Below are 26,163 nucleotides of genomic sequence, written 5' to 3'. Positions count from 1 at the left end.
TCTACACATCCTTACTATTTTTATGATAAAGTACGTAGTAAATCTGCAAATACTCCTGCTGCTGTAACATCATTTCCTGCGCCATAACCGCGCAGTACTAATGGTAACGGCTGATAATACCGTGTAAAAAATGCAAGAGCGTTTTCTCCATCTTTTACTTTAAATAATGGATGATCATTATCTATAGATTCAATTTGTACACGACATTGTCCTTTTTGTATGTTTGCAATATAACGCAATACATGTCCTAATTCATATGCTTTCTTAGCTTTACTCAAAATAATGTCGTCTAACAAATATAATTTTTCAAAAAAATTATCCGTATCATATTCGCTCATGAAATTATATGGGATCACTGGATCAATTTGAATATCGTCCAACTCTAATTCATATCCAACTTCTCGCGCTAAAATTAATAATTTCCTAGCAACATCTATACCAGAGAGATCATCTCTAGGATCTGGTTCAGTATATCCTTTATTCTTAGCTAACAAAATTGCAGTAGATAATGATAATCCCTCATCTAATTTTCCAAAAATAAAAGACAAAGATCCGGATAGAATACCTGAAAAACTTATTAATTCATCTCCAGCATTCAATAATTTTTGTAAATTTTCTATAACTGGTAATCCAGCTCCTACATTAGTATCATATAAGAATTTTCTTCGTGATGTTATTACAGCTTCTCGTAGCGTCCGATAACGTTTCATAGACCCTGTATTAGCTTTTTTATTTGGAGCAATTACATGACAACCATTTAGTAAAAAATTTACATAATGATCAGCAACATCAACACTACTAGTGCAATCAACAATAACTGGATTTAATAAATGATTTTCTTTTATAACATCTATTAATTTTTTTAAATCGCAAGATTCATGCGTTTCTTTAAGTGATGATCTCCAATGATTCAAATCAATTCCATTTGTATTAATATACATCACTCGTGAATTAGTAATACCACATATGCGTAAATCAATGTGTTTATTTTTTAGCCAATATTTCTGACGTTTAATTTGTTCTATTAGAGCAGTACCAACACCTCCAGATCCAATAATAAATACTTCTATTAGTTGATCGACACTAAACAACATTTGATGAGCTACCCTAATTCCAATAGCAGTAACACTATTTTTTATAACTACCGAAATAGAACGTTCTGAAGATCCCTGGGCAATCGCAATAATATTAATGTTAGCACGAGCTAATGCCCCAAATAATTTATTGGATAACCCAAGTTGAGTACGCATACCATCACCAACAACCGAAATAATTGCAAGATCTTGCATTACATCTATTGGCTCCAAAAGACCATTTTTTAACTCTAAATTAAATTCCTCATTCAATGAAGTACAAGCTTTTGATAATTCCTGATAAGGTACACAAAAACTTATGCTATACTCGGAGGATGATTGAGTAATTAATACTACTGAGCATATAGCCTTAGACATTGCTGAAAATACACGAGCAGCCATGCCGATCATACCCTTCATTCCTGGTCCAGAAATATTTAACATTACCATATCATTTAAATATGTAATTCCTTTAACTATATTAGTTGAATCATCATTAATTGGTCCAATTAATGTTCCAGGAGCATTAGGCTTAAAAACATTTTTTATTAAACAAGGTATATGAAATTGAGCAATTGGAACTATAGTGCGTGGATGTAAAATTTTGGCCCCAAAATAAGAAAGTTCCATGGCTTCTTGGTAAGACAATGAATGTAATAATTTTGCATTAGGCACTTGATGCGGATCACATGTATAAATACCATCTACATCTGTCCAGATTTCACACCGATTAGCTCCTAAGCAAGCCGCTAAAATTGCAGCTGAATAATCAGAACCATTTCTCCCTAAAGCAACTAATTCTCCTTGCTCATTACCTGCGGTAAATCCAGCCATTAATATAATATTTGAATGAGAAATAGGTATATTTTGAATACGTCGTGCAGATTCTTCAATATTTACCATAGAAGCAAGATATCCTCCTCCCTGTGCTACAAGAGTATCTACTGGATTAATAACAGTTATTTGAAGATTTCTTGCGATTAACAGACCTTCCATTAAAATAATAGACAATTTCTCTCCTAAACAAATAATGTTAGCATTTACATTATCTGGACAAAATTTTAATAATGAAATTCCATGTAGTAAATTTTTCAAATAAATAAATTCTTGTTCTAATATAGCATGTAAAGCTGTATGATTAAATCCTGGTTGAATCTGATCTATATTTTTTAATAAAGTATTAAAAATAGTTTCTATATTGTGAATATGTTCTAAAATTAAATTACCATTCAATGTGTGATCGATGATGGATACTAGATGATTAGTAATCATTGCAGGCGCTGATAATACTGCTGCTATTTGTTCTTCTTGAGCATTTTTTTCAATAATATTGGCGACATGAATGAACTGATTTGCGTTAGAAAGCGAAGTTCCACCAAATTTCAATACTCGCATGTTTTATCTCCTAAATATGATTTCTAATATCTCGAGCTTTTATTATAATAAGAATAGCCACACAGAAATTCCTTAATATTTATCCATATTATTTACCATATTATTTTATGGAGAAATATTATAATAAATAGTTAAAAATTAGAACAAACACACATTATAATCAATAATATCATTATATCACTTAATATAAATACTATCTATAATAAAATTTCATAATGAAATATAATCGATTATTATTTAGGTATAGTAAAACGTTTCTAAAATCAAAGTATTTTTGTTTTAATTAAAAATTAAAATATATAAATAAATTTATATATAAAAATAGTCTCACTATCATAGATATACAACATGCCTTTATTAAAGATGTATTATTTATTAAATAGATTTAAATTAGGTAATGTTTATATATTTCATATACTTGAATATTTATTATGTTAAATATGGAACAAAATAATATCTGCTAATAGAACAATAACAAAACAATACCGCTTATTAAAATAAAATATATTGTTAATATAAGAAATAATTTTATACGTATTTCGCGCAAGTATGAGCATTAAAATGATGCAATCAACATTATTAGATATCGATTTAATTAATTACACAATTGGCACTGATATGATGATACTAAAATAATTTGTCACTTCTTGCAACCTTCACTGCAATCGTGCAACATACTTTTATCTTATCCATCTACATAGACTACATTGAGCTATATGTCATCAATTAATTTCTGCATTAATAGCTTCAAATAAATGCGTAGAGTACCTACAAACATATTTTTAAAACTTAAAATATAAAAAAATATTTATTATCATAATAATTTAATTTATTTCTATGTTTAATAGAGTGTTTCTAAAACAAATTTAAATGTTAAATTTAATACAATTAATTTGTCGCCACAAATCGCGTTTAGCTTTAACATTACATTTTAATACTGGCAATGATGGAGTATTTATACACACGCCATAAAAATTTTTTGATACTTCAGTGCCAATCCACCAACAGTGACAAGAAAATCCTGATGGAATAATTAAGTGATCAATTTGGTTATTAGTTAATGCGTATACTTCTTTAAGATTAAACTTCATAGTACGTATCACATCCTTAACAAAAGAGTCATTCAATGATATTGGAAAATCTGATGATATTAATAATAAACGAAAACATATCCGTAATTTAATCTGATTATTATTATTTAGAACTACAGGATATCGTAATTTCCACAGTGTAATACCTAATTTTTGTAGAACAGAATGACTTTGTTTACCTTTGTGATTAATCTGCATACTTACTTCACATTAAATGTGTATAAATAGAGCATTATATACAACTAAAATAAATTATTAATGCTAAACAGTAATTATATGTTTAACTAATTTAATTTTGTTGTACTATTTTATTGAATACACGTATATTTTTCAGAAGAATATTAATTCTGAGACATATTATTGCACGAGGATGAGCTACCTAATAATTTCATATTTATTGGTTTATTCAAAATTCGCACATGAGATAACTGAGTTAATATCTTATTGTTAGATAATCCTTTATTTAATTCAATAATAGAATGGAATGAAAATAATCTAATATTACCTATTTCATAACAACGAATATTATCAATTTTGTTTGAAAGCATTCCAACAATATGACGGATTTTAACTCCATCGTTGCGTCCTACTGATATATGATAAATATCCATATTTTCAGAAGATATTTTATTAAATTTTAATCTAGTTTTCAAAGCTCTATTATCGATACGACAATTATTTTTATGATTGTTTTTAGTATGTATTTTATAATCTAATTTATTTTTAATAATTGGATCTGGAGGCAACACTAATGGACGGTTTCCCTGTGCTATTTTTAATAAAACAGCCGCTAAATTTTCTATTGTCAAATCTTTTTTAGGTTTTATTTGTGGTAACAATGATCGATATACATCTAAATCATTATTAGTATTTAATTGACATTCTATTTTACTAGCAAATCTGGCCAAACGGCAAGCAAGTAAAGTCCTGACAGTAGGATATTTAACCTCTGTAATATTTACATTTATTTTACGTTCAATATTACGCAATAGACGATATTCTTTGTATTCTACAAACAATAAAGATTTTCCGATGCGTCCTGCTCTACCAGTTCTTCCTATACGATGTATATAGGCATCAGAATTTATTGGTATATCATAATTTATTACTAAACTGATACGATGAATATCTAACCCACGAGCAGCAACATCAGTAGCTATAAGAATCTCTAAACTACCATGTCTTAATCGATCTAACGTTTGGTGTCGTATTGATTGATTCATATCTCCGTTCAAAGCCGCACTATTATAACCAAATTTCTCTAATATTTTAGAAAGTTCTAATGTTGCGCATTTAGTTCGAACAAAAACAATGGCTGCTTCAAACTTTTCTGTTTCTAAAAACCGCATTAATGCTTCATGTTTAGCTATTCCACGCACTAACCAATAACTTTGTTTAATATCAGCACGCATATTTGTGTTAGTATGAATATATACTTCTTTTGGATTATGCATAAATCTATAACTTATACGGCGAATACCTATAGGTAAAGTAGCAGAAAATAACGCTGTTTGGCGTTTAATTGGAACATTTTTAATAATACGCTCAATATCTTCAATAAATCCCATACGTAACATTTCATCAGCTTCATCTATCACTAAAGTTTTTAATTTGGATAAATCAGCAGTACCACGATTTAAATGATCTATTAATCTACCTGGAGTACTGACAATAATATGAGGCTTTTTATTCAAAGCATTTAATTGAATGCTATAATTTTGTCCTCCATATAAAGTCACAATATTTATTTTATTCATATATCTTGTAAAATCAGAACATACTCTTCCAATTTGGATTGCTAATTCTCGAGTAGGTGTCACAATTAAGCTTTGAGAAAAAGAATCATTAATATCAACATTATGCAGCAATGGTAATACAAATGCTGCAGTTTTTCCGCTACCTGTATGCGCCATCCCTAATACATCATATCCAGCTAATAAATATGGAATACACCGAGTCTGAATAGGTAAAGGTTTTTCATATCCAAAATCACGTAAAACATTAATTATATGATGATTCAACCCTAAATCCATAAAAGAATCTGCGGTTTTTGACATCTGTAATTACTCCATGTTTGATAAACCAATTAACTATATAAATTTAATATAAAAATTTTTAGAAAAGTAATATTCTTTAATATAAAAATATGTACATATATGGATCAAAATTATTCAAATATAATACTACTATTATCATATATATAAATTGCAACAAATTACAATTAAAAACTCGTATGATATTTATAAAAGTTACATTAAAAATATAAATATCTCCTTTACTAAAAACAAAAATATTAATTCTCAAAATATCACTAAATCATCATCCATACACAATAATAACCTATATATTGTCATATAGTAATATACACAACAAAATCCCAATGTTTATTGACTTCTTAAATACCTATATAATTGATTGTGTACTCACAAATATTTTATTGTAGTATCTACTCATTTTAATCTTTATTTATCAATAATTATAAATTTGTTCCTATAAATATATTGTTAAACTATATATTATATTTATATTAAACGATTTTAAATACGACTAAATTACTATAAATCATAATGCAACACGATTCAGATAGGTAAATAAATAATTACCAATCTATGTAAATAACTACAAATCGCATATTATTATATGCACATATAATAACTAAATAACTATTATCACTATAATGATAATTATATCATACGGTTATTATTCCTTTCATACTCAAACGAATGCGCCCTTGGCGATCTATTTCCAATACTTTTACTAATACTTCTTGCCCTAATTTTAAATAATCAGTAACTTTATTTATTCTTTTTTCAGAAATCTGAGAAATATGTAGTAATCCTTCTTTTCCGGATAAAATAGTTACGAATGCCCCAAATTCAACAATATGCGTAACTTTTCCAGTATAAATAGCTCCTATTTCAACGTTTGCGGTAATATCATTAATTCTGCGAATAGCTTGTTTTGCTTTATCATGATCTAAAGAAACTATTTTTATAGTACCATCATCTTCAATATCAATAATAGTATTAGTTTCTTCAGTCAGTGAACGAATAACAGATCCTCCTTTTCCTATAACATCTTTAATTTTACCTGGATTAACTTTAATACTGTATATTCTTGGCGCAAATATCGAAATTTCCTTCTTAGGAACCTGAATAACTTTATCCATCAGATCTAGTATCTTAAACCTGGCATGTTTTGCTTTTTCTAACGCAATACTTATAATATCATAAGTGATTCCATCTGTTTTAATATCCATTTGTAACGCCGTTATACCCTGACGACTACCAGATATTTTAAAATCCATATCTCCAATATGATCTTCATCACTTATAATATCGGATAATATTACAAAATCGTTTCCTTCTTTAATTAACCCCATAGCAACACCAGCAACTGATGCTTTAATTGGTACTCCAGCATCCATTAACGCTAAAGACGTTCCACAAATAGATGCCATGGAAGATGATCCGTTAGACTCAGTAATTTCTGACACTACACGTATTGTATAAGGAAATTCATTAGAATCAGGCATCACTGCTAACATTCCACGCTTTGCTAATCGTCCATGTCCAATCTCTCTTCTTTTTGGAGCGCCCATAATGCCTATTTCCCCAACACAATATGGCGGAAAATTATAATGCAACAAAAATCTATCAATACGCGTTCCAATTAGTCCATCAACATTCTGTGCATCACGTTCTGTGCCAAGTGTGACAGTAACTAATGCCTGGGTGTCTCCTCGAGTAAATAATGCTGATCCATGAGTACGAGGTAGTATCCCTGTTTTTATATTTATTTCGCGAATTACATCTGTTGAACGTCCGTCAATACGTAATTTATTTGCTAGAATACGATAACGAATAGATTGTGTTTCTAAATAATTCAAAAGATATATTATTTCCTTTTCATCTATAAGACCATTACTGTTATGGCTACTATTAAGAACAGTCTTGATGATATCTTTCTTAATGTTATCAACTTGAACACGACGTTCCTGTTTATCAAAAAAACAATATATATCTTTAGAACGAGATTCATATAATTCAGATAAATATGTTTTTAAAGGTATGTTGATTTCTTTTTCTTTCCAGAAATATTTAGATTTTCCAGATTTTTTAACTAATTTATTAATATTGTAAATCACTTCTTGTTGTTGTTCATGCCCAAATATAATAGCATCTAATATTTCTTTTTCGCTTAGCAAACATGATTCTGATTCTACCATCAAAATATTAGATTCAGTACCCGAAATAACTAAATCTAACTGACTATTGGATAACTCCGTTGTTGTTGGGTTTAGTACGTATTTATTTTTAATATAACCAACTCTAGCTGCTCCAATTGGCCCTAAAAAAGGAATATCGGACAAACTTAACGCAGCAGAAACTCCTATTATTGCTACTATATCTGGATCCACCTGTGGATTTACTGACATTACTGTAGCAACTACTTGTACATCATTAGTAAATCCTTTGGGGAATAATGGTCGAATAGGGCGATCAATCAATCGAGATATTAACGTTTCATTTTCACTTGGACGACCTTCTCTACGAAAGAAGCCTCCTGGAAATTTTCCGGCAGCATACGTGCGTTCCTGATAATTTACAACAAGAGGCAAAAAATCTTGTTCTAATTTCACTTGATTAGAACTAACTACAGTAACAAGTATTGTAGTGTCACTCATACTCACCATAACTGCAGCGTTCGCCTGACGAGCTATAGTTCCAATGTCTAAAGTTACAGTATGGTTCCCATATTTAAACTTATGAATAATCGGATTTAACAAAACAATGTCCTTTTATATTTTAATATAATTTTTATGTACCGAATTAATCATCCATGATATGTTAAAAACACTCCATGTTTTACTTTTTCATTTTAAAATAGTATTATGTACTACTGTAATCTCAATTTAATTAAAAATTTGTCTTAATGACGTAATCCTAAGTTTTTTATTAAATTAGTATAACGTAATACATGATTTTCCTTTAAATATTTCAATAGTTTTCGTCGATGAGCAACCATTTTAAGTAATCCACGGCGACTATGATGGTCTTTTTTATGTTCTAAAAAATGATGCTTCAAATAATCGATACGTTCAGTTAATAAAGCAACTTGTACTTCAGTAGAACCAGTATCTTTAAGATCACGACCAAATTTAGAAATTATTTCTATTTTTCTTTTAGCACTCCAAGACATGCAAAACACCTTTTGTTTGAGAAACCTATATTTTTAACGATAAATTATATTTAAAATTGAAATCAAATAAAACTTTAATTAAAATCAATGTTTTATTTTCATTGCTCATCCATGTAAAAATAAATAAATTAGATAAGCGAAAACCGTAATGCTTGTGCGCTATATATGTGACTATCACAAATTTGAATTGCTGTTTTAATCTGCTTTTATTTTACGCACAGTAAGTAATACAGTGATATTTATATATATACCATTTAACAGAACAAAATAATCAAAATATATTCCACTATTTGCATTTTGAATTTAATTAGTAATAATAAATATGCCGTAACTGAACTTATACTTATTAACTATATTTAATGCGTTCCAACACTAATTGAGCTTATTGGTATCAATAATGCATCCAGCTTATAAAAAACTTCTAAATCATCAAAAGAATCATTATAAAAAATAGCTTCCAAGGTTTGAATATTGACCATAGAAGAAGATATATATTTTCCGACTGATAAACGACGCAATGCTGTAACATGCGCTCCACAACCTAAAGTTTCCCCAATATCATTTATTATACTCCGAATATAGGTGCCTTTAGAACAACTAACGTCTAACTCAATAATATTTTCTATTTTTTTAAGAAGATTTAAATTATATATATGAATTATCCTAGGTTCTCTAGGGATGGTTATTCCTTTTCTAGCATATTTATATAAAGGTAATCCACGATATTTTAATGATGAAAACATAGGAGGAATCTGATTGGTTACTCCTATAAAAGATTGTAAGCATTGTTCTAATTTACTATTATCTAGTTGTACATGATGCGATATGCGAACCACCACTCCATCTGAATCAAAAGTATCAGTACTTGCTCCTAATTGAGCGGTCACTCTATACCTTTTATCATAATTCAATAAATACTTAGCAAATTTAGTTGCCTTTCCAAAACAAACAGGAAGCATTCCTGTAGCCAAAGGGTCTAAAGTACCAGCGTGTCCTATTTTATGGGCGCAAAATAACTTATTAATTTTATTTAATAACGCACGAGAAGATATTCCCTTAGGTTTATCTAATAATAAAATTCCATCAATATCCCTAATTAATTTGTTTTTATATCTCTTCACTAATAACTCTAATATATTTAATTTAATTTTTCTATTGCAATTTTTGTTGTAATAGTAGCGATCAAATCACATACTTTTATTCCTTCACTTAATGAAGAATCATATTTAAATAATAAAATGGGAATAATACGTAAACATACAGTCTTAGCCAATAAAAAACGAATGAAATGTGAGGCGTGCTGTAATATTGCAATAGCAGAATTTATTTCTTCTGGACTGTCTTTATCAATAAAAGTAACGAAAATATTGGCGTTTTTTAGATCTTTAGATACTTTAACTCCTGAAACAGTAGGTTTACCTATACGGATATCATCGATCTTGTGCTGCAAAATAATAGAAATATTTTTGTGTATTTCTTGAGAAACACGCTGAATGCGATAGTAGTTATTTTGACTATGCATATACATTTCTCCTTACCTTTTATAAAATAATCACTACCTCACGTTTCATATAAAGACACAACCATACTCTTAATTAAACAAGAATCTAATAATTAATTATGTTTTATTTAAAGTTAAATATGAGATATTTTTATGATATCAAAGACTTCAATCATATCTCCAGAATGAATATCATTATAATTTTTGATACCGATTCCACATTCTACTCCGCTTCTTACTTCATTCACATCATCTTTAAAACGACGCAACGACTCCAATTCACCTTCATAGGTAACTATATTATCTCGTATGATCCTAATCTTTTTATGACATTTTATCATCCCTTCAACAACCATACAACCGGCAATATTTCCATATTTTGGAGAACGAAACACACTTCGTACTTCTGCTAAACCAATACTCTCATGTTTATATCGTGGCACTAGCATACCATTCATCATTTGCTTTACTTCATTTATTAAATCGTAAATTACTGAATAATAACGTACATCTATTTGATCTAACTCAATTATACGTCGAGCAGAAGGATCTGCTCTAACATTAAACCCTAAAATAACTGCGTGATAAGTTACTGCTAATGCGATATCCGTTTCAGTAATACCGCCAATAGACGAAGATAAAATTTTTACTATCACATTATTATTGGTTGATAAACGTTCTACAGATTCACGAATAGCCCCAGAAGAACCTTGTGTATCAGATTTAATAATTAAATTCAATTCAGGAATAGTGCCGCTGGTAGTATTTTTAACATTAGCAAAGATATTTGCTATATTAGGTTCTTTTTGACGAGCTAATTTTATTTCTCGAGATTTTCCTTGACGATACAATGCCACTTCTCGCGCTTTTCTTTCATCACGAACCACAATAACCATTTCTCCAGAATCAGGTATCCCTGATAGCCCTAATAATTCAACCGGAATTGATGGGCCTGCTGAAGTAATATCATTCCCAAATTCATTTCTCATAGCACGTACGCGTCCATATTCTGTTCCGCATAGAATTATATCACCACATTTTAGTGTGCCTTCACGAACCAAAACAGAAACTACGGGACCACGTCCTCTATCTAAAAAAGACTCAATAACTGTAGCACTTGCCATACCATGACGCATTGCCTTTAGTTCTAATATTTCTGACTGTAATAAAATAGCATCCAATAAATTATCTATTCCATCCCCTGAAATAGCAGAAACATTTATAAACTGCGTATCACCACCCCAATCTTCTGGAATAAGACCATGATTATTTAGATCATTTTTTATTCGTTCAGGATTTGCTTGTGATTTATCAATTTTATTTATTGCTACTACCACAGGAACATTAGCGGCTTTGATATGTTGTATTGCTTCAATAGTTTGAGGCATAACCCCATCATCAGCAGCTACTACCAAAACTACAATATCTGTTAACTGAATTCCACGAGCACGCATAGCTGTAAATGCCGAATGTCCGGGGGTATCGAGAAAAGTAATCGTTCCATTATCAGTGCTTACATTATATGCACCTATACTCTGAGTAATACCTCCAATTTCAGAAGATGCTATTTTGGTCGAACGAATACGGTCAAGAAGAGAAGTTTTTCCATGATCTACATGGCCCATAACAGTTACTATCGGTGCCCGATTTTCGATCATAGTACAACTATTAATACGATCATTTGTAATCAAATCTTCTAGCTCGTTATCATGGCGTAAAATAACTTTATGCCCCATTTCTTCCGCTACTAATTGAGCCGTTTCTTGATCAAGGATTTGGTTAGTAGTTACCGTAATACCTAATTGCAACATCACTTTAATAACATACGAGCTTTTTATTGACATTTTATTAGCTAAGTCAGCTACACTTATAGTTTCTCCAATAACAATATCACGAGTGATTATCTGAACAGGTTTATTGAAACTTTGTAGTAATGTACTTTGTTTGCGCTTATTTTTATTTATTCGATTTGAAACATACAACTCTTCTTCTTTACCAAATTCGTCAGATATAATTGCATACAGACGATTATTATTACTTCTTTTATGTTGCTGTTGTTTAATTAGTTTTCCTCCACTTCGATTCCGCATACGAATACGAGAACGATTACGTCGTTCGTTTTCCAATTTTTGATTGTTATTCTTTTCTATAGGCGAAGGCATACAATACGATTTGCTATTGTTATGATTATCTTCTAAATTAGGATGAATTATTTTTGAATTTTCAATATTCCAATTATCTTCAGATCTATTTTTAATAACTGATTGTGTTTCATTTTTTTCTTGAAGATATTTACCTTCAGTTTTACGATGACACGCTTTTCTCGTCACTTTTTCTTTACATTTTACTGATTCAGAATAATAATTATTTTTTTTAGAACTTTGTATTAAAAAAAACGGATGTATAGTATCATCTACTTTTTTATTTATTAAATTATTTTTTGCAGTCAATTCAATTAATTCATGATCAACATTAGATACTATTTTATTTTTTAAGTCAATACACTCTGGTTCTTGTAAAGTAGTATATTGTATATATGTAAGTTTCTTCCGTATTTCTATATGTACTTGTTTACTTTTACCACCAATACCAGATACACTTAAAGTACTGCGTCTTTTTCGTTGCAATGTTAATTTATTAGATAACCCTTTTTTATTATCATTCATATGTTTAAATAAAATTTCTTTTTCTATTTGAGTTATAACATCCTTTTCTGTTTTAAAAATGCCAAGATATGAAAACCATTGTATTAATTGATCTACTGACGTCTTCATTTCCATAGCAAATGATTGTATGGTGCTATCTATCATGGCGTTCCTTATTTATTACTATAATATTAATGTTTACTTTCGTTAGAAAACCAACAAATATTGCGAGCTTCCATAATTAATTCTCCGATTTTTTCTTTGGTTACTCCTTCGATGTCGGATAGAATTGATATATCTTGTTCAGCTAAATCTTCTAATGTAGAAATACCACGTTCAATCAATTTTAATGTTAATCCATATTCAATATTAGATAGTCTTGACAACTCTATAATAGGATTAATAATAGCAGCATGATTATTATCTTTAACGTCTTTATTATGTGTAATAGTAAAATTTTTTAAAGCGTTTTTTGCGCGATTTCTAATTATTTCCATTGTCTTAGTATCAATTTTTTTTATCGATAACAATTCTGTTATAGGTACATACGCTAATTCTTCAAGTGAAGAAAATCCTGAATCAATTAAAATTTGAGCAGATTGCTCACTAATATTTAAGGTATTCATAAAAATATTAGTGACAGCACATACTTCAACCTGACGTTTTTTTTCTGATTCATCTACAGTCATAATATTTAATTCCCAACCACTTAATTGAGACACTAGACGGATATTTTGTCCGTTTCGTCCGATAGCTTGAGCTAAATTAGATTCTTCTACTGAAATATCCATTGTATGCTTATCTTCATCTATAACAATAGATGCAACATCAGCAGGAGACATAGCATTGATAACAAACTGTACGGGATTATCATCCCATAACACAACGTCTACACGTTCTCCACCTAATTCACTAGAAATAGCCTGAACACGCGCTCCTCGCATACCTACGCAAGCACCTATTGGATCAATACGTTTGTCATTTGTTTTGACAGCAATTTTCGCTCGCGAACCAGGATCTCGAGCAGCAGTCTTAATTGTAATTAATTCTTCTCCAATTTCAGGAACTTCAATACGAAACAATTCAACTAACATTTCAATTCTAGTACGACTTATAAATAATTGTGGACCTTTAAAATCTGGTCGCACTAAATATAAAATTCCACGAACTCTATCGCCTAATCTAAAATTTTCACGTGGCAGCATCTCTTCCTTATTAAGGATCCCTTCAGCATTATTTCCTAAATCTATATTAATACTGTCTCTATTAATTTTTTTTACTATACCAGTTACAATGTCGCCTTGGCGACTTAAAAATTGTTCTATAATAATTGCTCGCTCAGCTTCACGCACTTTTTGGACAATGACTTGTTTTGCAGCTTGTGTTGTGATACGATCAAAACTAACAGATTCAATCATATCTTCAATATAATCATAAATTTTAATTTTTGGATTTTCAAGCCGAGCAGCATCTAATGTAATTTCCTTAGTAGGCTGAGTGACTTGTTCCACTACAACCCATCTCCTAAACGTATTAATCTGACCTGATTTACGGTCAATTACAACACGCACTTCAACATCCTGTTCATATTTTTTTCTAGTAGCAGCAGCCAATGCAATCTCTAATGCCTCAAAAATTTTTTCCTGAGGCACAGCTTTTTCATTAGAAACTGCTTCTACTACAGCCAAAATCTCTTTATTCATCTTAGTTATCTCAAAAATCTATTTTTAATAACTACAAGAATTACTTAATTTAAGTCAGTCTTTTAAATATGAAAATCTTCCAGTTATTTTTATTTAAAATACAAAATTACCGTAATTATCGATTTAAATGATAAAATCATGATTATATAGACACACGCTAATCTAGTATCTTGTATGTATCAGACAGCCTAATAGTACGCATAACAGAATTCTATTTGATATTGTGAAACTAATGAATCTTGATAAATTTTCATATAAAATAATCAGTAATCTATTTGTCCATTAATATATATTATTATTACAATAGGTTCATCAAGACTTTTTGTATATTAATCGATTACTAAAACCCAATTGAATAATTGATGGTTTGAATTAAAAATACTAACATATTTTATAATTTTGTTTTATAATGCAAGACTTGTCAAGCGCACACTGCTCGGCATGGCACTAACTGATAGGGTTGCGGGGATCGGATTTGAACCGATGACCTTCGGGTTATGAGCCCGACGAGCTACCATACTGCTCCACCCCGCGTTAGTATCAAAACAACAAGATTATACACCACACAACTCTAAAAAATCAAACTATTTATATTATAAAGAAATACCGAGGACGGGATTCGAACCCGTAATCTCAGACAAGAGAAACTACCACCTCAAAGTAGCGTGTCTACCTGTTCCACCACCTCGGTATTGATGCGACGCACCATTCTAAAATGACATACGTACATCATTATTATTTATATTAATTACCAATTAAATATGTCTATATACATTTTTATCATACATGAATAAATACATTTGTCTGATATATTATCAGATATCAATCATTATATATCATGGACTCCAAGAGGAAAATGTAAATGATTTAGTTCCATATCAAAATTGATCATTGTGTACACTACTTTGAATATATTTCTGATTTTGTTTACTATTCATGTTTCCCAACAATAAACTAAGTAAAAAAAACAATATAGCTAAAATTACTATCAAACGAGTTATTCCATCACTTAAACCTCCTGAATTTAGCATATCAGTTAAAGATCGATTACTAAACATTCCTCCAGAATTACGACCTTTATTTTGTTGAAACATAATCAATATAATTAAGGCTACTGCTATTATTACAAATATAACTAAAAAAGTTTGATACATAACATTATGTTGTCCTTACATAAACATAAATTATCATAATTAAATAATTGACTAAAAAATTAGCAGTATATAATATATACAACAAATGCTAAACTCAATTGCCATCGTGTTTATTTTATTTGTGATCTTATTACAGAAGCCATTCTATTTGCTAAATACGATATTTTATCGTAATGTTTTCCTTCCACCATAATACGGATATACGGTTCAGTGCCGGATTTACGTAATAACACTCGTCCTTGTTCGGACAATTCCCCTGCTACTGCTTTAACTTCTTTTCTAACTAAATCAGATTCTAAAGGACTATCAATACCAGAACAATATACGTTAACTAAAATTTGTGGTAATAAATATATGTCATTACATAATTCATATAAACTTACACAATTATTTACCATTGCAGATAATATTTGGAGACCAACAATAATACCATCTCCTGTAGTAGTTTTATCTAAGAGTACAATATGTCCTGAATTCTCTCCGCCAATATGCCAACCTTTTTTTTTTAACATTTTAAGCACACAACGATCACCGATGCCAGCGCGTATAAAAGGAATATTTAACTGTTTTAATGCTAATACGAGTCCCATATTACTCATAAGAGTACCTACTACGCCTCCTGTGAGTCGCTTACTACGATATAATTTTTCTCGAGCAATAATATATAACATTTGATCACCGTCTACTCTATTTCCAAAATGATCAACCATAATTACTCTATCACCATCTCCATCATAAGCGATACCCAAATCTGCCTTTTTTGCTAAAACCTGTGTGCGTAATTGCCGAATGTTTGTCGCACCACATTCTTTATTAATATTTACTCCATTCGGACGGCACGCAATAGTATCCACATTAGCTCCTAATTCACGAAATACATTTGGGGCTATATGGTAAGTAGCCCCATTAGCACAATCTACAACTATTTTTAATTTCCTCAAACTAAGATGAGTTGGAAAGGTTCCTTTACAAAATTCTATGTAACGACCAGCTGCGTCAACAATACGACTAGCTTTCCCTAGTTCTTTTGGATCAACGCATGTTAAACATTTGTTTAATTCTATCTCTATAGAATGCTCTACTGCGCTATCTAATTTAGTACCTTTAACAGAAAAAAACTTAATACCATTATCATAAAAAGGATTATGCGAGGCAGAAATTACAATACCAGCTTCAGCTCTAAAAGCACGAGTTAAGTATGCAATAGCTGGAGTAGGCATAGGACCAGTCAATGCTGCAGACAAGCCAGCAGCAGCTAACCCTGATTCTAATGCTGATTCTAACATATACCCAGAAATACGAGTATCTTTTCCAATAATAATTTGATTAGATCGACATTTGCTATACCGACTCAACACCTTACCTGCAGCCCAACCAAGCTTCAAAACAAAATCTGGAGTGATTGGAATGTTTCCAACCCTACCTCTAATACCATCGGTACCAAAGTATTTGAGGTGCTTCATATTAGGTTTCCTTACTTTTTTGTATGTTGAAACATAGTTCGAACAACTTGTAATGCTTCTGCCGTTTCCTTGACATCATGTACACGAATGATTTGTGCGCCTTGTATGGCTGCAATTACTGCACAAGTAATACTACCTATTAACCTATTGTTAGGATCATATTGATTATTACTCAGGCCCAGCATCGATTTACGTGATATACCAACTAATAAAGGTAAACCAAAATGATGAAAATATTTCAGATTAGCTAAAAGCTGATAATTATGTGCTAAATTCTTTCCAAAACCAAACCCAGGATCAATTAATATTTTATCTCTGGTAATACCAGCCAATTCAAAACGAGATATTTGTTCAGAAAAATATTTATTTACTTCAGCCACGATATTAGAATATTCGGGAGAATTTTGCATTGTCTTAGGTTCTCCTTTCATATGCATTAAACATACTGGTAGCTTACAATATACTGCAGCTTGTATTGATCCCTTACTAGTGAGAGAGCGTACATCATTAATTAAATGAGCACCAATTGCCGCACTTTCACGTATTATTAATGCTGATGATGTATTTATTGAAATACAAGTATCAAAACGTTGTGCTATAGCACGTACTACAGGTATTACACGTTCTGCTTCTTCTTCATCGCTGACAATATCAGCCCCAGGTCGTGTTGATTCTCCGCCAACATCAATTAAAGTAGCGCCATCAGAAATCATATGAAATACATGATCAATTGCTTTAGAAAGAGTACAATAATTTCCTCCATCAAAAAAAGAATCAGGGGTAACATTCAAAATACCCATAATTTGAACTTCGGACAAATTTAAATTAAGTTTATTTATAATCAAACTCATAGATCCACATACATCTTTAATATATTGTTTTAAATTAATCTATATATTATTTTCTATTTTATGAAAAATTTTTGATAACAATAACGAATATTAATTTTATTCTTTATATAAATTATTATATATTATTGTGACGCAGTATCAGGATTATCATTGTAAGATTCTCTTACTGATTCTGGTGCTTTTACAGAAGAAATACAAGAAGCAGCATTCTTATCATTACTTGTATCCAATGAACTATTTTCCCATCCAGACGGAGGCTCAATTGATTTTCGATTCATTAAATCATTGATCTGAGATGCGTTAATTGTTTCATATTTTATTAGCGCATCCTTCATAGAATGAAGGATATCTACATTTTCTATTAAAAGATTTTGAGCACGAACATAATTTCTTTCAATTAAAAATTTAATCTCCTGATCAATAATACGCGCAGTTTCATCAGACATATGTTTTGATTTAGCTACTGAACGTCCGAGAAATATCTCTCCCTCTTCCTCTGCATACAATAATGGCCCAAGCTTTTCAGAAAATCCCCATTGAGTTACCATATTTCGAGCAATAGAAGTCGCGACTTTAATATCATTAGATGCGCCAGTAGATACCTTATTGGGCCCGTAAATTATTTCTTCAGCCAGTCTACCTCCATATAACGTAGAAATTTGGCTCTCTAATTTTTGTCTGCTCGTACTAATTGCATCTCCCTCTGGTAAAAAAAACGTTACACCTAAGGCGCGTCCTCTAGGAATTATAGTAACTTTATGCACTGGATCATGCTCTGGAACCAATCTACCGATTATAGCATGGCCAGCCTCATGATAGGCTGTAGATTCTTTTTGAGCTTCTGTCATTACCATAGAACGACGCTCAGCGCCCATTACAATTTTGTCTTTAGCTTTTTCAAATTCTACCATTGATACCATATTCTTATTATCACGAGCAGCAAATAATGCTGCTTCATTTACAAGATTAGCTAAATCAGCTCCTGAAAATCCTGGTGTTCCCCTAGCGATTACTAATATATCTACATCCGATGATAATGGTACATGACTAATATGTACTTGTAATATTTGTTCTCTACCTCTAATGTCTGGTAATCCTACAACTACTTGACGATCAAATCGACCTGGCCTCAATAAAGCTGGGTCCAGTACATCTGGACGATTAGTGGCGGCTATGACAATAATTCCTTCATTGCCTTCAAATCCATCCATCTCTACTAACATCTGATTTAAAGTTTGTTCACGTTCATCATGTCCTCCTCCTAATCCTGCGCCTCTTTGACGACCAACTGCATCAATTTCATCAATAAAAATAATGCATGGAGCAGCTTTCTTAGCTTGTTCAAACATATCCCGCACACGAGATGCTCCAACACCAACAAACATCTCTACAAAATCAGAACCTGAAATAGTAAAAAATGGCACTTTCGCTTCTCCAGCAATTGCTTTTGCTAAAAGCGTTTTTCCAGTGCCAGGAGGTCCTACCATTAACACTCCTTTTGGGATTTTTCCTCCTAATTTTTGAAATCTAGTAGGTTCACGCAAATAATCCACTAATTCTTTTACCTCTTCTTTTGCCTCATCACATCCTGCTACATCTGCAAAAGTAGTTTTAATTTGGTCTTCAGTTAACATACGTGCTTTACTTTTTCCAAAAGACATAGCGCCCTTTCCACCTCCTTGCATTTGACGCATAAAGAAAACCCATACTCCAATTAATAATAACATTGGGAACCAAGAAATAAAAATAGATGTAATTAAACTAGGTTCTTCTGGAGGTTCTCCAACAACTTTTACTTTTTTGGTTAAAAGAATGTCAAGTAATTTTGGATCATTTACTGGAATATAAGTGGTGTAACGATTACTATCCTTTTTTATAACAACAATTTCACGACCGTTAATACGAGCTTCTTTAACCTGATCTTGGTTTAAATCGTACATAAAAGTAGAATAATCCAATTTACGACTGCTTGAGTCGCTAGGCCCGAAACTCTGGAACAAAGATATAAAAACTACCGCAATAACTAACCAGAGACCTAGGTTTTTAGCCATATCACTCAAAAGATTAACCTCGCAATTGTATTACAACAAAATTTGAATAGTTGTAACATGTTACATGACATATTAATTATATTTACGTTTTTTCGCTACAATATAGACTTCACGAGAATGAGACCTGGAAGCATCTGGTTTACGGATTTTTACTATGTTAAATAAAGACTTTAGATCATACATATATTTATCCAATCCCTTTCCCTGAAAAACTTTTACTAAAAAATCTCCCCCACACATTAAAATATCACGGCACACATTTAATGCTATATTTCCAAGGCGTATAGATTGATTAACATCAATTATTGATATGCCAGTTATGTTAGGAGACATATCGGATAAAACAACATGAGCCTTTTGTTGTCCTATCCATGTGCACAATATTTTAAAAACATCAGGATCAGAACAATCCCCTTGCAAAAAATCTACTCCAGAAATTCTACGCATGGGTAATATATCACATGCTATAATGCGTCCTGTGTTACCTATTCTACTTTTTACATAAACCGTCCACCCGCCAGGTGCTGATCCTAAATCTATTACTGTCATACCGGAAGCAATTAACATATCCATACGATTTATTGCTTCTAATTTAAACCAAGACCGCGATCGTAATTTCTGTTTTCGTGCTTCTATCACATATTGGTCTTTATGATATTTTTGTAACCACTTTGAAGAATATATAGAACATTTTTTATTTACCATATCAAATTATTTCTTGAATATTTTTGCGCAAACAATATTAATAAAATAAGAACAATTAGTATTTTTAATTTTCACTTAAATAAACAATCAGAATTTTTATATTAAATTAATTAATTTTTAGTATATACTAGTCTTAGCATCATTTTCAGCACTACAAAAATATAGAAATCAAAACACATCCTGCAATAAAAATTAATTAATACCTCAAAATATGTAATCACTAAAAATATCAACCTTAATAATAACATTACTACATCACATACTTCCGCTATAATATACATTAATATAAATTATACAATAAATAAAACTTAAACCTTTTAATTATGAAATCACTATTTTAGAAATTTTCAGAAAAAATATAATTTTTACAACATGTTATTTCAATAATATTTAATCTGAATTATTTTATATCTTATCTTCCCTTTTGGAGTATCAATTTCAATAACATCTCCTACTTTATGACCGATTAAACCCCTAGCAATAGGAGAATTAATAGAAACCGTATTTTCTTTAAGGTTTGCTTCATCATCTCCTACAATACTATATGTTCTTCTATGCGTTGTATCTAAATTTTCAATATTAACTGTAGCGCCAAAAACTATTTTATTATTAGTGATTAATTTAGTTACATCTATAATATGTGCATGAGAAAGCTTAGACTCTATTTCCTGAATACGCCCTTCACAGAACCCTTGTTGCTCACGGGCAGCATTATATTCAGCATTTTCTTTTAAATCACCATGCTCACGTGCTTCAGAAATATTTTTTATAATTTCTGGACGACGAATATTTTTCAAATAATCTAATTCTTTTCTCAACTTTTCAGCTCCACGCAAAGTCATTGGCACGTACTTCATGATTTACCTTCATCATATTACATATGTTTTAAAAAAATAAATTCTTATCTACATACAAAATTTATGTTATTTGATTAACAATATAATCAAAACATATTCTCTAGTACAGATGCATAATTTTATCAAGAATATCGCTCTTTATAGAAAAACATCATATAGACGAAATACCACAGTATAAAAATTTTAAATTTAATAGAATGTTCAGTTTATTACTTTAAATCATAAATTAAATCACATTAATTTGACTACTTTATTCCGTTACCTTACATACACGTATATATTAAAATTTATTTTTAATTTTGACCATGATAAATAATAAACTTCATAATATTGTCACATAGCAATGATGTATTCGTGTTGTGTGTCGAAGATATAGAATAATAACGGTCTTTCCACTGTAAAGAACTAATGATATATCTAATTTTTTTTTCTACTATATATTTCTCTAATAAATCTATTTTATTAAATATTAACCAACAAGGTTTACGAATCAATTTTTTATTGTAGTTATTTAACTCATGTCTAATAGTAATAATATTTTCTAATGGATCAGAATTATCTAAAGGTGCAATATCAATAAAATGCAATAATATTTGACAATGTTCCAGATGTTTTAAAAACCTTATTCCTAATCCTGATCCATTAGATGCGCCTTTAATAATACCAGGAATATCTGCAATAACAAATCTATCATAATTATTAGTCTGTACCACGCCTAAATACGGTACTAATGTAGTAAATGGATAATCTGCCACTTTTGGTTTTGCTGATGATATTACACGAATAAAGCTAGACTTTCCAGAATTAGGCAACCCAAATATTCCGACGTCCGCCATTAGAAGTAATTCCAAGTTCAGATGTTGAAACTCTCCTGTCTTCCCATGTTTACTGCAAGGTTGTGTATGTCGTAAAGAATATTTAAAATTTCTGTTTCCAAAACCATGGCGTCCTCCCTTAGCTACCATTAACCGTTTTTTATGATTATCTATTTCTCCTAATAATTTATTTGTATTTTTATCACTCACTCTAGTCCCATACGGAACTTTTATAATGATATCCTTACCTTTTTTACCAGTACAACCCCGGCTGCTACCACATTGTCCATGTTCGGCTCTAAAAACATGATGAAAATGAAAATAATTCAAAGTATTTACATTAGGATCTGCTAATAACCAAACATTACCTCCGTCTCCTCCATTACTACCATTGGGTTTTTTGAAAAAAGATCGCCCTCTTCTGGTTTTTTGAAAACTAATACAACCATCCCCCCCGTTTCCAGCGACAACTGTAATATTAGTCATATCAATAAATCTCATAATATACCTCTATACATATCCCTTAGATTTTACAGCATACAGATATAACCTCTCATTTAATAAATTTGATACAAATTAATACAATAACTAATTCTATTTCATATTGTTAAAATACTTTTTTAGTATTTTCCATTGTATACATTGTAAACACATCATTTACAATTTAATAAAATTATCATCACAAACAATCCAAAATAGTAAAAATTACTATAGTCCTAATAAAACATAATCAATAATAATATTTACGTAAACAAACCAAATATTAACGTAAATATATATTTAATTAATCTTACAAATTATAAATCATCCAACGCCATCAATGTTATAACCATCATTCCATAGACATAGTTTGGTGAATGATTATTTTTATAAAAATTTTATATTCATATTTGAGATTATTTTTAATTTTTCATTTATCTACTAAAAACATGTATTTACAGACCTATCAATGTTAGTATAACAATGACTTCATCTATAAAACATAACTAAAATCTTACTTTGACTAATTTATGTATATTAAATTAACATTTAATTATTAAATAATATTGTTCCAATATCATATTTTTTATCCATTAGCAATAATACTAATAAACCTGCGGCGAGGCATTCCCTTTTTTTCAAATAACACTCTCCCAGATTTTAAAGCAAAAAGAGTATAATCTCTTCCACAGCCTACATATTTTCCTGGATGAAACGTATTACCACGTTGACGTACGATAATAGTACCTGAAGATATAAATTCTCCTCCAAAACGTTTAATCCCCAAACTCTTACTATGTGAATCTCGACCATTACGAGTAGAACCCCCAGCTTTTTTATGTGCCATGTTTATTCCTTATTTCTTGATTATTTAGATGATAACTATTTATGCTTGTTATTTTTATTGTAGTAAAACACTGACGATGTCCTTGACATTTACGAAAATGCTTACGACGACGAAATTTAATAATCTTTATCTTTCGATCGATATTTTGCTCTATAATCTCCGCTACAACTTTTCCCTCTTTTACAAAGGGATATCCTATTTGAAGATGATCATTATGTTTAATAAGTAATATTTCATTAAATTCAACTTGATTACCAACATTAATAGTAATCTTTTCTATATTAATTATTTGACCTTCAGTAACACGATACTGTTTACTACCAATCTGAAAAACTGCATACATAAATAATGATCCATCTCTTGTTTATAATTTGATATTATCTTTAAATATGTTCTTATACATGAAAAAGGAATCTTTCTCAACCATAATAGTAAATATTATTATTAATAATAATAATAATAAAAATTACTATATGTATTATTTGTGGAATAGCCTATATGTAATACAAATCGTTACATATATAGTACATACATATTATCTGACATTTAATAGTTATGATATCAATGAATATTACTCAAATCACAAAATTAGCTGAACAAGATATGATAGATGTAAATACAGAAATTCGCGTACGATTAGCATCTGAAATTACTTTAATCAATGAACTTGCTCAATATATTATTAATAGCGGGGGAAAGCGAATTCGACCAATGATTACCTTGTTAACTGCAAGAGCGTTACACTATAAAAAAACACAACATATTACTATTGCTACATTAATAGAGTTTATTCATACTGCTACTTTATTACATGATGATGTAGTAGACGCATCACATATAAGACGCGGTAAAACAACTACTAATATGATTTTTGGCAATGCTGCTAGTGTATTAGTAGGTGATTTTATATATACACGAGCCTTTCAAATGATGACAGAGTTAGAATCTTTACGAATATTATCATTGATGGCAGACGCTGTTAATATAATTGCAAAAGGAGAAATATTACAATTAACAAATTGCAATAATCCAACTATTACTATAGACAGTTATATGAAAATTATTTATAGTAAAACTGCTCGTTTATTTGAAGTAGCCGCTCAATCATCTGCTATTTTAGCTAATGCCGATATTTATCAAGAGGAAGCATTGCGTAATTATGGACGATATGTTGGCACCGCTTTTCAATTAATTGATGATTTATTAGATTATTCTGCTTCAGAAACAATATCCGGCAAAAAAATTGGAAATGATCTAAATGAAGGCAAATCTACTCTGCCTTTATTGCATGCTATTCATCATAGTACCCCAAAGCAAGCATCACTTATATGTCATGCCATTAAACAAGGTAATAATCGTCATTTATTAGGTGTAGTTGTAGATACAATGCGTCAATACGGATCGTTAGAGTATACTCGAAAACGTGCTGAAACAGAAATTAATAAAGCTATTTCTTGTCTTAATATTTTACCCATTTCTCCCTACCGAAAAGCATTAGCAAGTTTAGCTAGTTATGTAATCAGAAGGATTCATTAGTTATATCATTTTAGAATAATAAATATAATTAATATTTGAGAATTAGATATATAAAAATATCAAATTATAGTTATAATTTATTCTTTAAAATAACGGTGAATACTGTTTGTCAATAACATATTTATATATTATCATGTTTATGATAAGTAAAATAGTATAATATTGGTAGATGCGTTAAAAATAAAACACCAATAAAATACATATTATTATTATTTATTATAATTAATCACATGCAAATATAAGGCAATGTACATGTATTTAAACCCTGCAATTCCAGCTGGGAAAAATATTCCAGAAGATATATACGTTATTATCGAAATTCCAGCTAACTCTGATCCAATTAAATATGAAATTGATAAAAAAACAGGAACGATATTCGTTGATCGTTTTTTATTAACACCTATGTTTTATCCCTGTAATTATGGTTATATCAATCAGACTTTGTCATTAGATGGCGATCCAGTAGATGTGTTGGTGCCCACTCCACATCCTTTGCAATCAGGTTGCGTAATATATTGTCGCCCCATAGGTATGCTCAATATGATAGATGAATCTGGTAAAGACTCCAAAATAATTGCGGTTCCTCATAGTAAAGTATCAGAACAATATTCATTAATACAAGATATAAATGATTTTCCAAACTTATTACGTAATCAAATAAGTCATTTTTTCAAAAATTATAAAAATTTAGACTCTGGGAAATGGGTTAAAATAAAAAACTGGGAAAATAGTAACGCTGCTAAAATTGAAATTTCAAAGGCCTTTGAACGTTTTAAACAGACTACATAATTTTT

At 30.2% G+C, this 26,163-nt stretch carries 20 protein-coding genes and 2 tRNA genes; 2 read left to right on the top strand and 20 right to left on the bottom strand.

What is annotated here, in order from left to right; all coding sequences use genetic code 11:
• Positions 1–20: 20 nt before the first annotated feature.
• From thrA to rplU, 20 genes are all read right to left on the bottom strand, one after another.
• Complete coding sequence (thrA, locus tag Bsans602_RS00570) at positions 21–2,468, bottom strand: bifunctional aspartate kinase/homoserine dehydrogenase I (RefSeq protein ID WP_500837180.1); 2,448 nt, start codon at positions 2,466–2,468, stop codon at positions 21–23.
• Between the two features lie 866 nt (positions 2,469–3,334).
• Complete coding sequence (locus tag Bsans602_RS00565) at positions 3,335–3,757, bottom strand: DNA polymerase III subunit psi (RefSeq protein ID WP_500837179.1); 423 nt, start codon at positions 3,755–3,757, stop codon at positions 3,335–3,337.
• Between the two features lie 143 nt (positions 3,758–3,900).
• Positions 3,901–5,616 (bottom strand): DEAD/DEAH box helicase, encoded by a 1,716-nt coding sequence (locus Bsans602_RS00560; RefSeq protein WP_500837178.1) that lies wholly within the window; start codon positions 5,614–5,616, stop codon positions 3,901–3,903.
• Between the two features lie 632 nt (positions 5,617–6,248).
• A complete protein-coding gene (gene pnp / locus Bsans602_RS00555) occupies positions 6,249–8,348 on the bottom strand; it encodes a polyribonucleotide nucleotidyltransferase (protein WP_500837177.1) in 2,100 nt (699 codons plus the stop codon).
• A gap of 143 nt (positions 8,349–8,491) precedes the next feature.
• On the bottom strand, positions 8,492–8,761 hold the full coding sequence (gene rpsO, locus Bsans602_RS00550; protein ID WP_500837176.1) for a 30S ribosomal protein S15: 270 nt from the start codon (positions 8,759–8,761) through the stop codon (positions 8,492–8,494).
• 356 nt (positions 8,762–9,117) lie between these two features.
• The gene (gene truB / locus Bsans602_RS00545; protein ID WP_500837175.1) at positions 9,118–9,882 is read right to left on the bottom strand and encodes a tRNA pseudouridine(55) synthase TruB; all 765 of its coding nucleotides are present in this window, start codon (positions 9,880–9,882) and stop codon (positions 9,118–9,120) included.
• Positions 9,883–9,899: 17 nt separating this feature from the next.
• Positions 9,900–10,289, bottom strand: coding sequence for a 30S ribosome-binding factor RbfA (gene rbfA / locus Bsans602_RS00540; protein ID WP_500837174.1), 390 nt, complete (start codon positions 10,287–10,289; stop codon positions 9,900–9,902).
• A gap of 107 nt (positions 10,290–10,396) precedes the next feature.
• Positions 10,397–13,072 (bottom strand): translation initiation factor IF-2, encoded by a 2,676-nt coding sequence (gene infB / locus Bsans602_RS00535; RefSeq protein ID WP_500837173.1) that lies wholly within the window; start codon positions 13,070–13,072, stop codon positions 10,397–10,399.
• 26 nt (positions 13,073–13,098) lie between these two features.
• Positions 13,099–14,610 carry a transcription termination factor NusA gene (gene nusA, locus Bsans602_RS00530; protein WP_500837172.1) on the bottom strand — a complete coding sequence of 504 codons (1,512 nt, stop codon included), beginning with the start codon at positions 14,608–14,610 and terminating at the stop codon, positions 13,099–13,101.
• A 460-nt stretch (positions 14,611–15,070) separates the two neighbouring features.
• Positions 15,071–15,144, bottom strand: a tRNA-Met gene (locus tag Bsans602_RS00525).
• 70 nt (positions 15,145–15,214) lie between these two features.
• A tRNA-Leu gene (locus Bsans602_RS00520) sits at positions 15,215–15,301 on the bottom strand.
• Positions 15,302–15,488: 187 nt separating this feature from the next.
• Positions 15,489–15,764, bottom strand: a complete 276-nt coding sequence (secG, locus tag Bsans602_RS00515; protein WP_500837171.1) for a preprotein translocase subunit SecG — start codon at positions 15,762–15,764, stop codon at positions 15,489–15,491.
• 110 nt (positions 15,765–15,874) lie between these two features.
• The gene (glmM, locus tag Bsans602_RS00510) at positions 15,875–17,227 is read right to left on the bottom strand and encodes a phosphoglucosamine mutase (RefSeq protein ID WP_500837170.1); all 1,353 of its coding nucleotides are present in this window, start codon (positions 17,225–17,227) and stop codon (positions 15,875–15,877) included.
• 11 nt (positions 17,228–17,238) lie between these two features.
• Positions 17,239–18,078 (bottom strand): dihydropteroate synthase, encoded by an 840-nt coding sequence (folP, locus tag Bsans602_RS00505; protein ID WP_500837169.1) that lies wholly within the window; start codon positions 18,076–18,078, stop codon positions 17,239–17,241.
• A 122-nt stretch (positions 18,079–18,200) separates the two neighbouring features.
• On the bottom strand, positions 18,201–20,129 hold the full coding sequence (gene ftsH, locus Bsans602_RS00500; RefSeq protein WP_500837168.1) for an ATP-dependent zinc metalloprotease FtsH: 1,929 nt from the start codon (positions 20,127–20,129) through the stop codon (positions 18,201–18,203).
• Between the two features lie 72 nt (positions 20,130–20,201).
• A complete protein-coding gene (gene rlmE, locus Bsans602_RS00495; protein WP_500837167.1) occupies positions 20,202–20,834 on the bottom strand; it encodes a 23S rRNA (uridine(2552)-2'-O)-methyltransferase RlmE in 633 nt (210 codons plus the stop codon).
• Positions 20,835–21,214: 380 nt separating this feature from the next.
• Positions 21,215–21,691 carry a transcription elongation factor GreA gene (gene greA, locus Bsans602_RS00490; protein ID WP_500837166.1) on the bottom strand — a complete coding sequence of 159 codons (477 nt, stop codon included), beginning with the start codon at positions 21,689–21,691 and terminating at the stop codon, positions 21,215–21,217.
• 293 nt (positions 21,692–21,984) lie between these two features.
• Positions 21,985–23,007, bottom strand: coding sequence for an Obg family GTPase CgtA (gene cgtA / locus Bsans602_RS00485; RefSeq protein ID WP_500837165.1), 1,023 nt, complete (start codon positions 23,005–23,007; stop codon positions 21,985–21,987).
• A 565-nt stretch (positions 23,008–23,572) separates the two neighbouring features.
• Entirely contained in the window at positions 23,573–23,833 is a 261-nt protein-coding gene (gene rpmA / locus Bsans602_RS00480) for a 50S ribosomal protein L27 (protein ID WP_500837164.1), read from the bottom strand.
• A complete protein-coding gene (gene rplU / locus Bsans602_RS00475; protein WP_500837163.1) occupies positions 23,823–24,176 on the bottom strand; it encodes a 50S ribosomal protein L21 in 354 nt (117 codons plus the stop codon). Before rplU ends, rpmA begins: the two co-directional genes overlap by 11 nt.
• Positions 24,177–24,397: 221 nt before the next feature.
• Here rplU and ispB point away from each other — a divergent pair, with 221 nt between their 5' ends.
• Both ispB and ppa read left to right on the top strand, forming a co-directional pair.
• Positions 24,398–25,369 (top strand): octaprenyl diphosphate synthase, encoded by a 972-nt coding sequence (ispB, locus tag Bsans602_RS00470; RefSeq protein ID WP_500837373.1) that lies wholly within the window; start codon positions 24,398–24,400, stop codon positions 25,367–25,369.
• 252 nt (positions 25,370–25,621) lie between these two features.
• Positions 25,622–26,158 (top strand): inorganic diphosphatase, encoded by a 537-nt coding sequence (gene ppa / locus Bsans602_RS00465; RefSeq protein ID WP_500837162.1) that lies wholly within the window; start codon positions 25,622–25,624, stop codon positions 26,156–26,158.
• The last annotated feature ends 5 nt before the right edge of the window (positions 26,159–26,163 follow it).

The organism is Candidatus Blochmannia sansabeanus (nom. nud.), assembly GCF_059935345.1.
Note: the sequence above shows the minus strand (reverse complement) of the source record. Positions and strands in the feature narration are given on the sequence as shown.

What these genes read in the sequence shown, in the direction of transcription:
- rbfA (WP_500837174.1), bottom strand. Translation starts at nt 10,289, where the DNA reads ATGTATATGCATAGTCAAAATAACTACTATCGCATTCAGCGTGTTTCT.
- rpmA (WP_500837164.1), bottom strand. Translation starts at nt 23,833, where the DNA reads ATGGCACATAAAAAAGCTGGGGGTTCTACTCGTAATGGTCGAGATTCA.
- greA (WP_500837166.1), bottom strand. Translation starts at nt 21,691, where the DNA reads ATGAAGTACGTGCCAATGACTTTGCGTGGAGCTGAAAAGTTGAGAAAA.
- rlmE (WP_500837167.1), bottom strand. Translation starts at nt 20,834, where the DNA reads ATGGTAAATAAAAAATGTTCTATATATTCTTCAAAGTGGTTACAAAAA.
- ppa (WP_500837162.1), top strand. Translation starts at nt 25,622, where the DNA reads ATGTATTTAAACCCTGCAATTCCAGCTGGGAAAAATATTCCAGAAGAT.
- rplU (WP_500837163.1), bottom strand. Translation starts at nt 24,176, where the DNA reads ATGTATGCAGTTTTTCAGATTGGTAGTAAACAGTATCGTGTTACTGAA.
- cgtA (WP_500837165.1), bottom strand. Translation starts at nt 23,007, where the DNA reads ATGAGATTTATTGATATGACTAATATTACAGTTGTCGCTGGAAACGGG.
- folP (WP_500837169.1), bottom strand. Translation starts at nt 18,078, where the DNA reads ATGAGTTTGATTATAAATAAACTTAATTTAAATTTGTCCGAAGTTCAA.
- thrA (WP_500837180.1), bottom strand. Translation starts at nt 2,468, where the DNA reads ATGCGAGTATTGAAATTTGGTGGAACTTCGCTTTCTAACGCAAATCAG.
- ftsH (WP_500837168.1), bottom strand. Translation starts at nt 20,129, where the DNA reads ATGGCTAAAAACCTAGGTCTCTGGTTAGTTATTGCGGTAGTTTTTATA.
- nusA (WP_500837172.1), bottom strand. Translation starts at nt 14,610, where the DNA reads ATGAATAAAGAGATTTTGGCTGTAGTAGAAGCAGTTTCTAATGAAAAA.
- secG (WP_500837171.1), bottom strand. Translation starts at nt 15,764, where the DNA reads ATGTATCAAACTTTTTTAGTTATATTTGTAATAATAGCAGTAGCCTTA.
- Bsans602_RS00560 (WP_500837178.1), bottom strand. Translation starts at nt 5,616, where the DNA reads ATGTCAAAAACCGCAGATTCTTTTATGGATTTAGGGTTGAATCATCAT.
- ispB (WP_500837373.1), top strand. Translation starts at nt 24,398, where the DNA reads ATGAATATTACTCAAATCACAAAATTAGCTGAACAAGATATGATAGAT.
- rpsO (WP_500837176.1), bottom strand. Translation starts at nt 8,761, where the DNA reads ATGTCTTGGAGTGCTAAAAGAAAAATAGAAATAATTTCTAAATTTGGT.
- glmM (WP_500837170.1), bottom strand. Translation starts at nt 17,227, where the DNA reads ATGAAGCACCTCAAATACTTTGGTACCGATGGTATTAGAGGTAGGGTT.
- infB (WP_500837173.1), bottom strand. Translation starts at nt 13,072, where the DNA reads ATGATAGATAGCACCATACAATCATTTGCTATGGAAATGAAGACGTCA.
- Bsans602_RS00565 (WP_500837179.1), bottom strand. Translation starts at nt 3,757, where the DNA reads ATGCAGATTAATCACAAAGGTAAACAAAGTCATTCTGTTCTACAAAAA.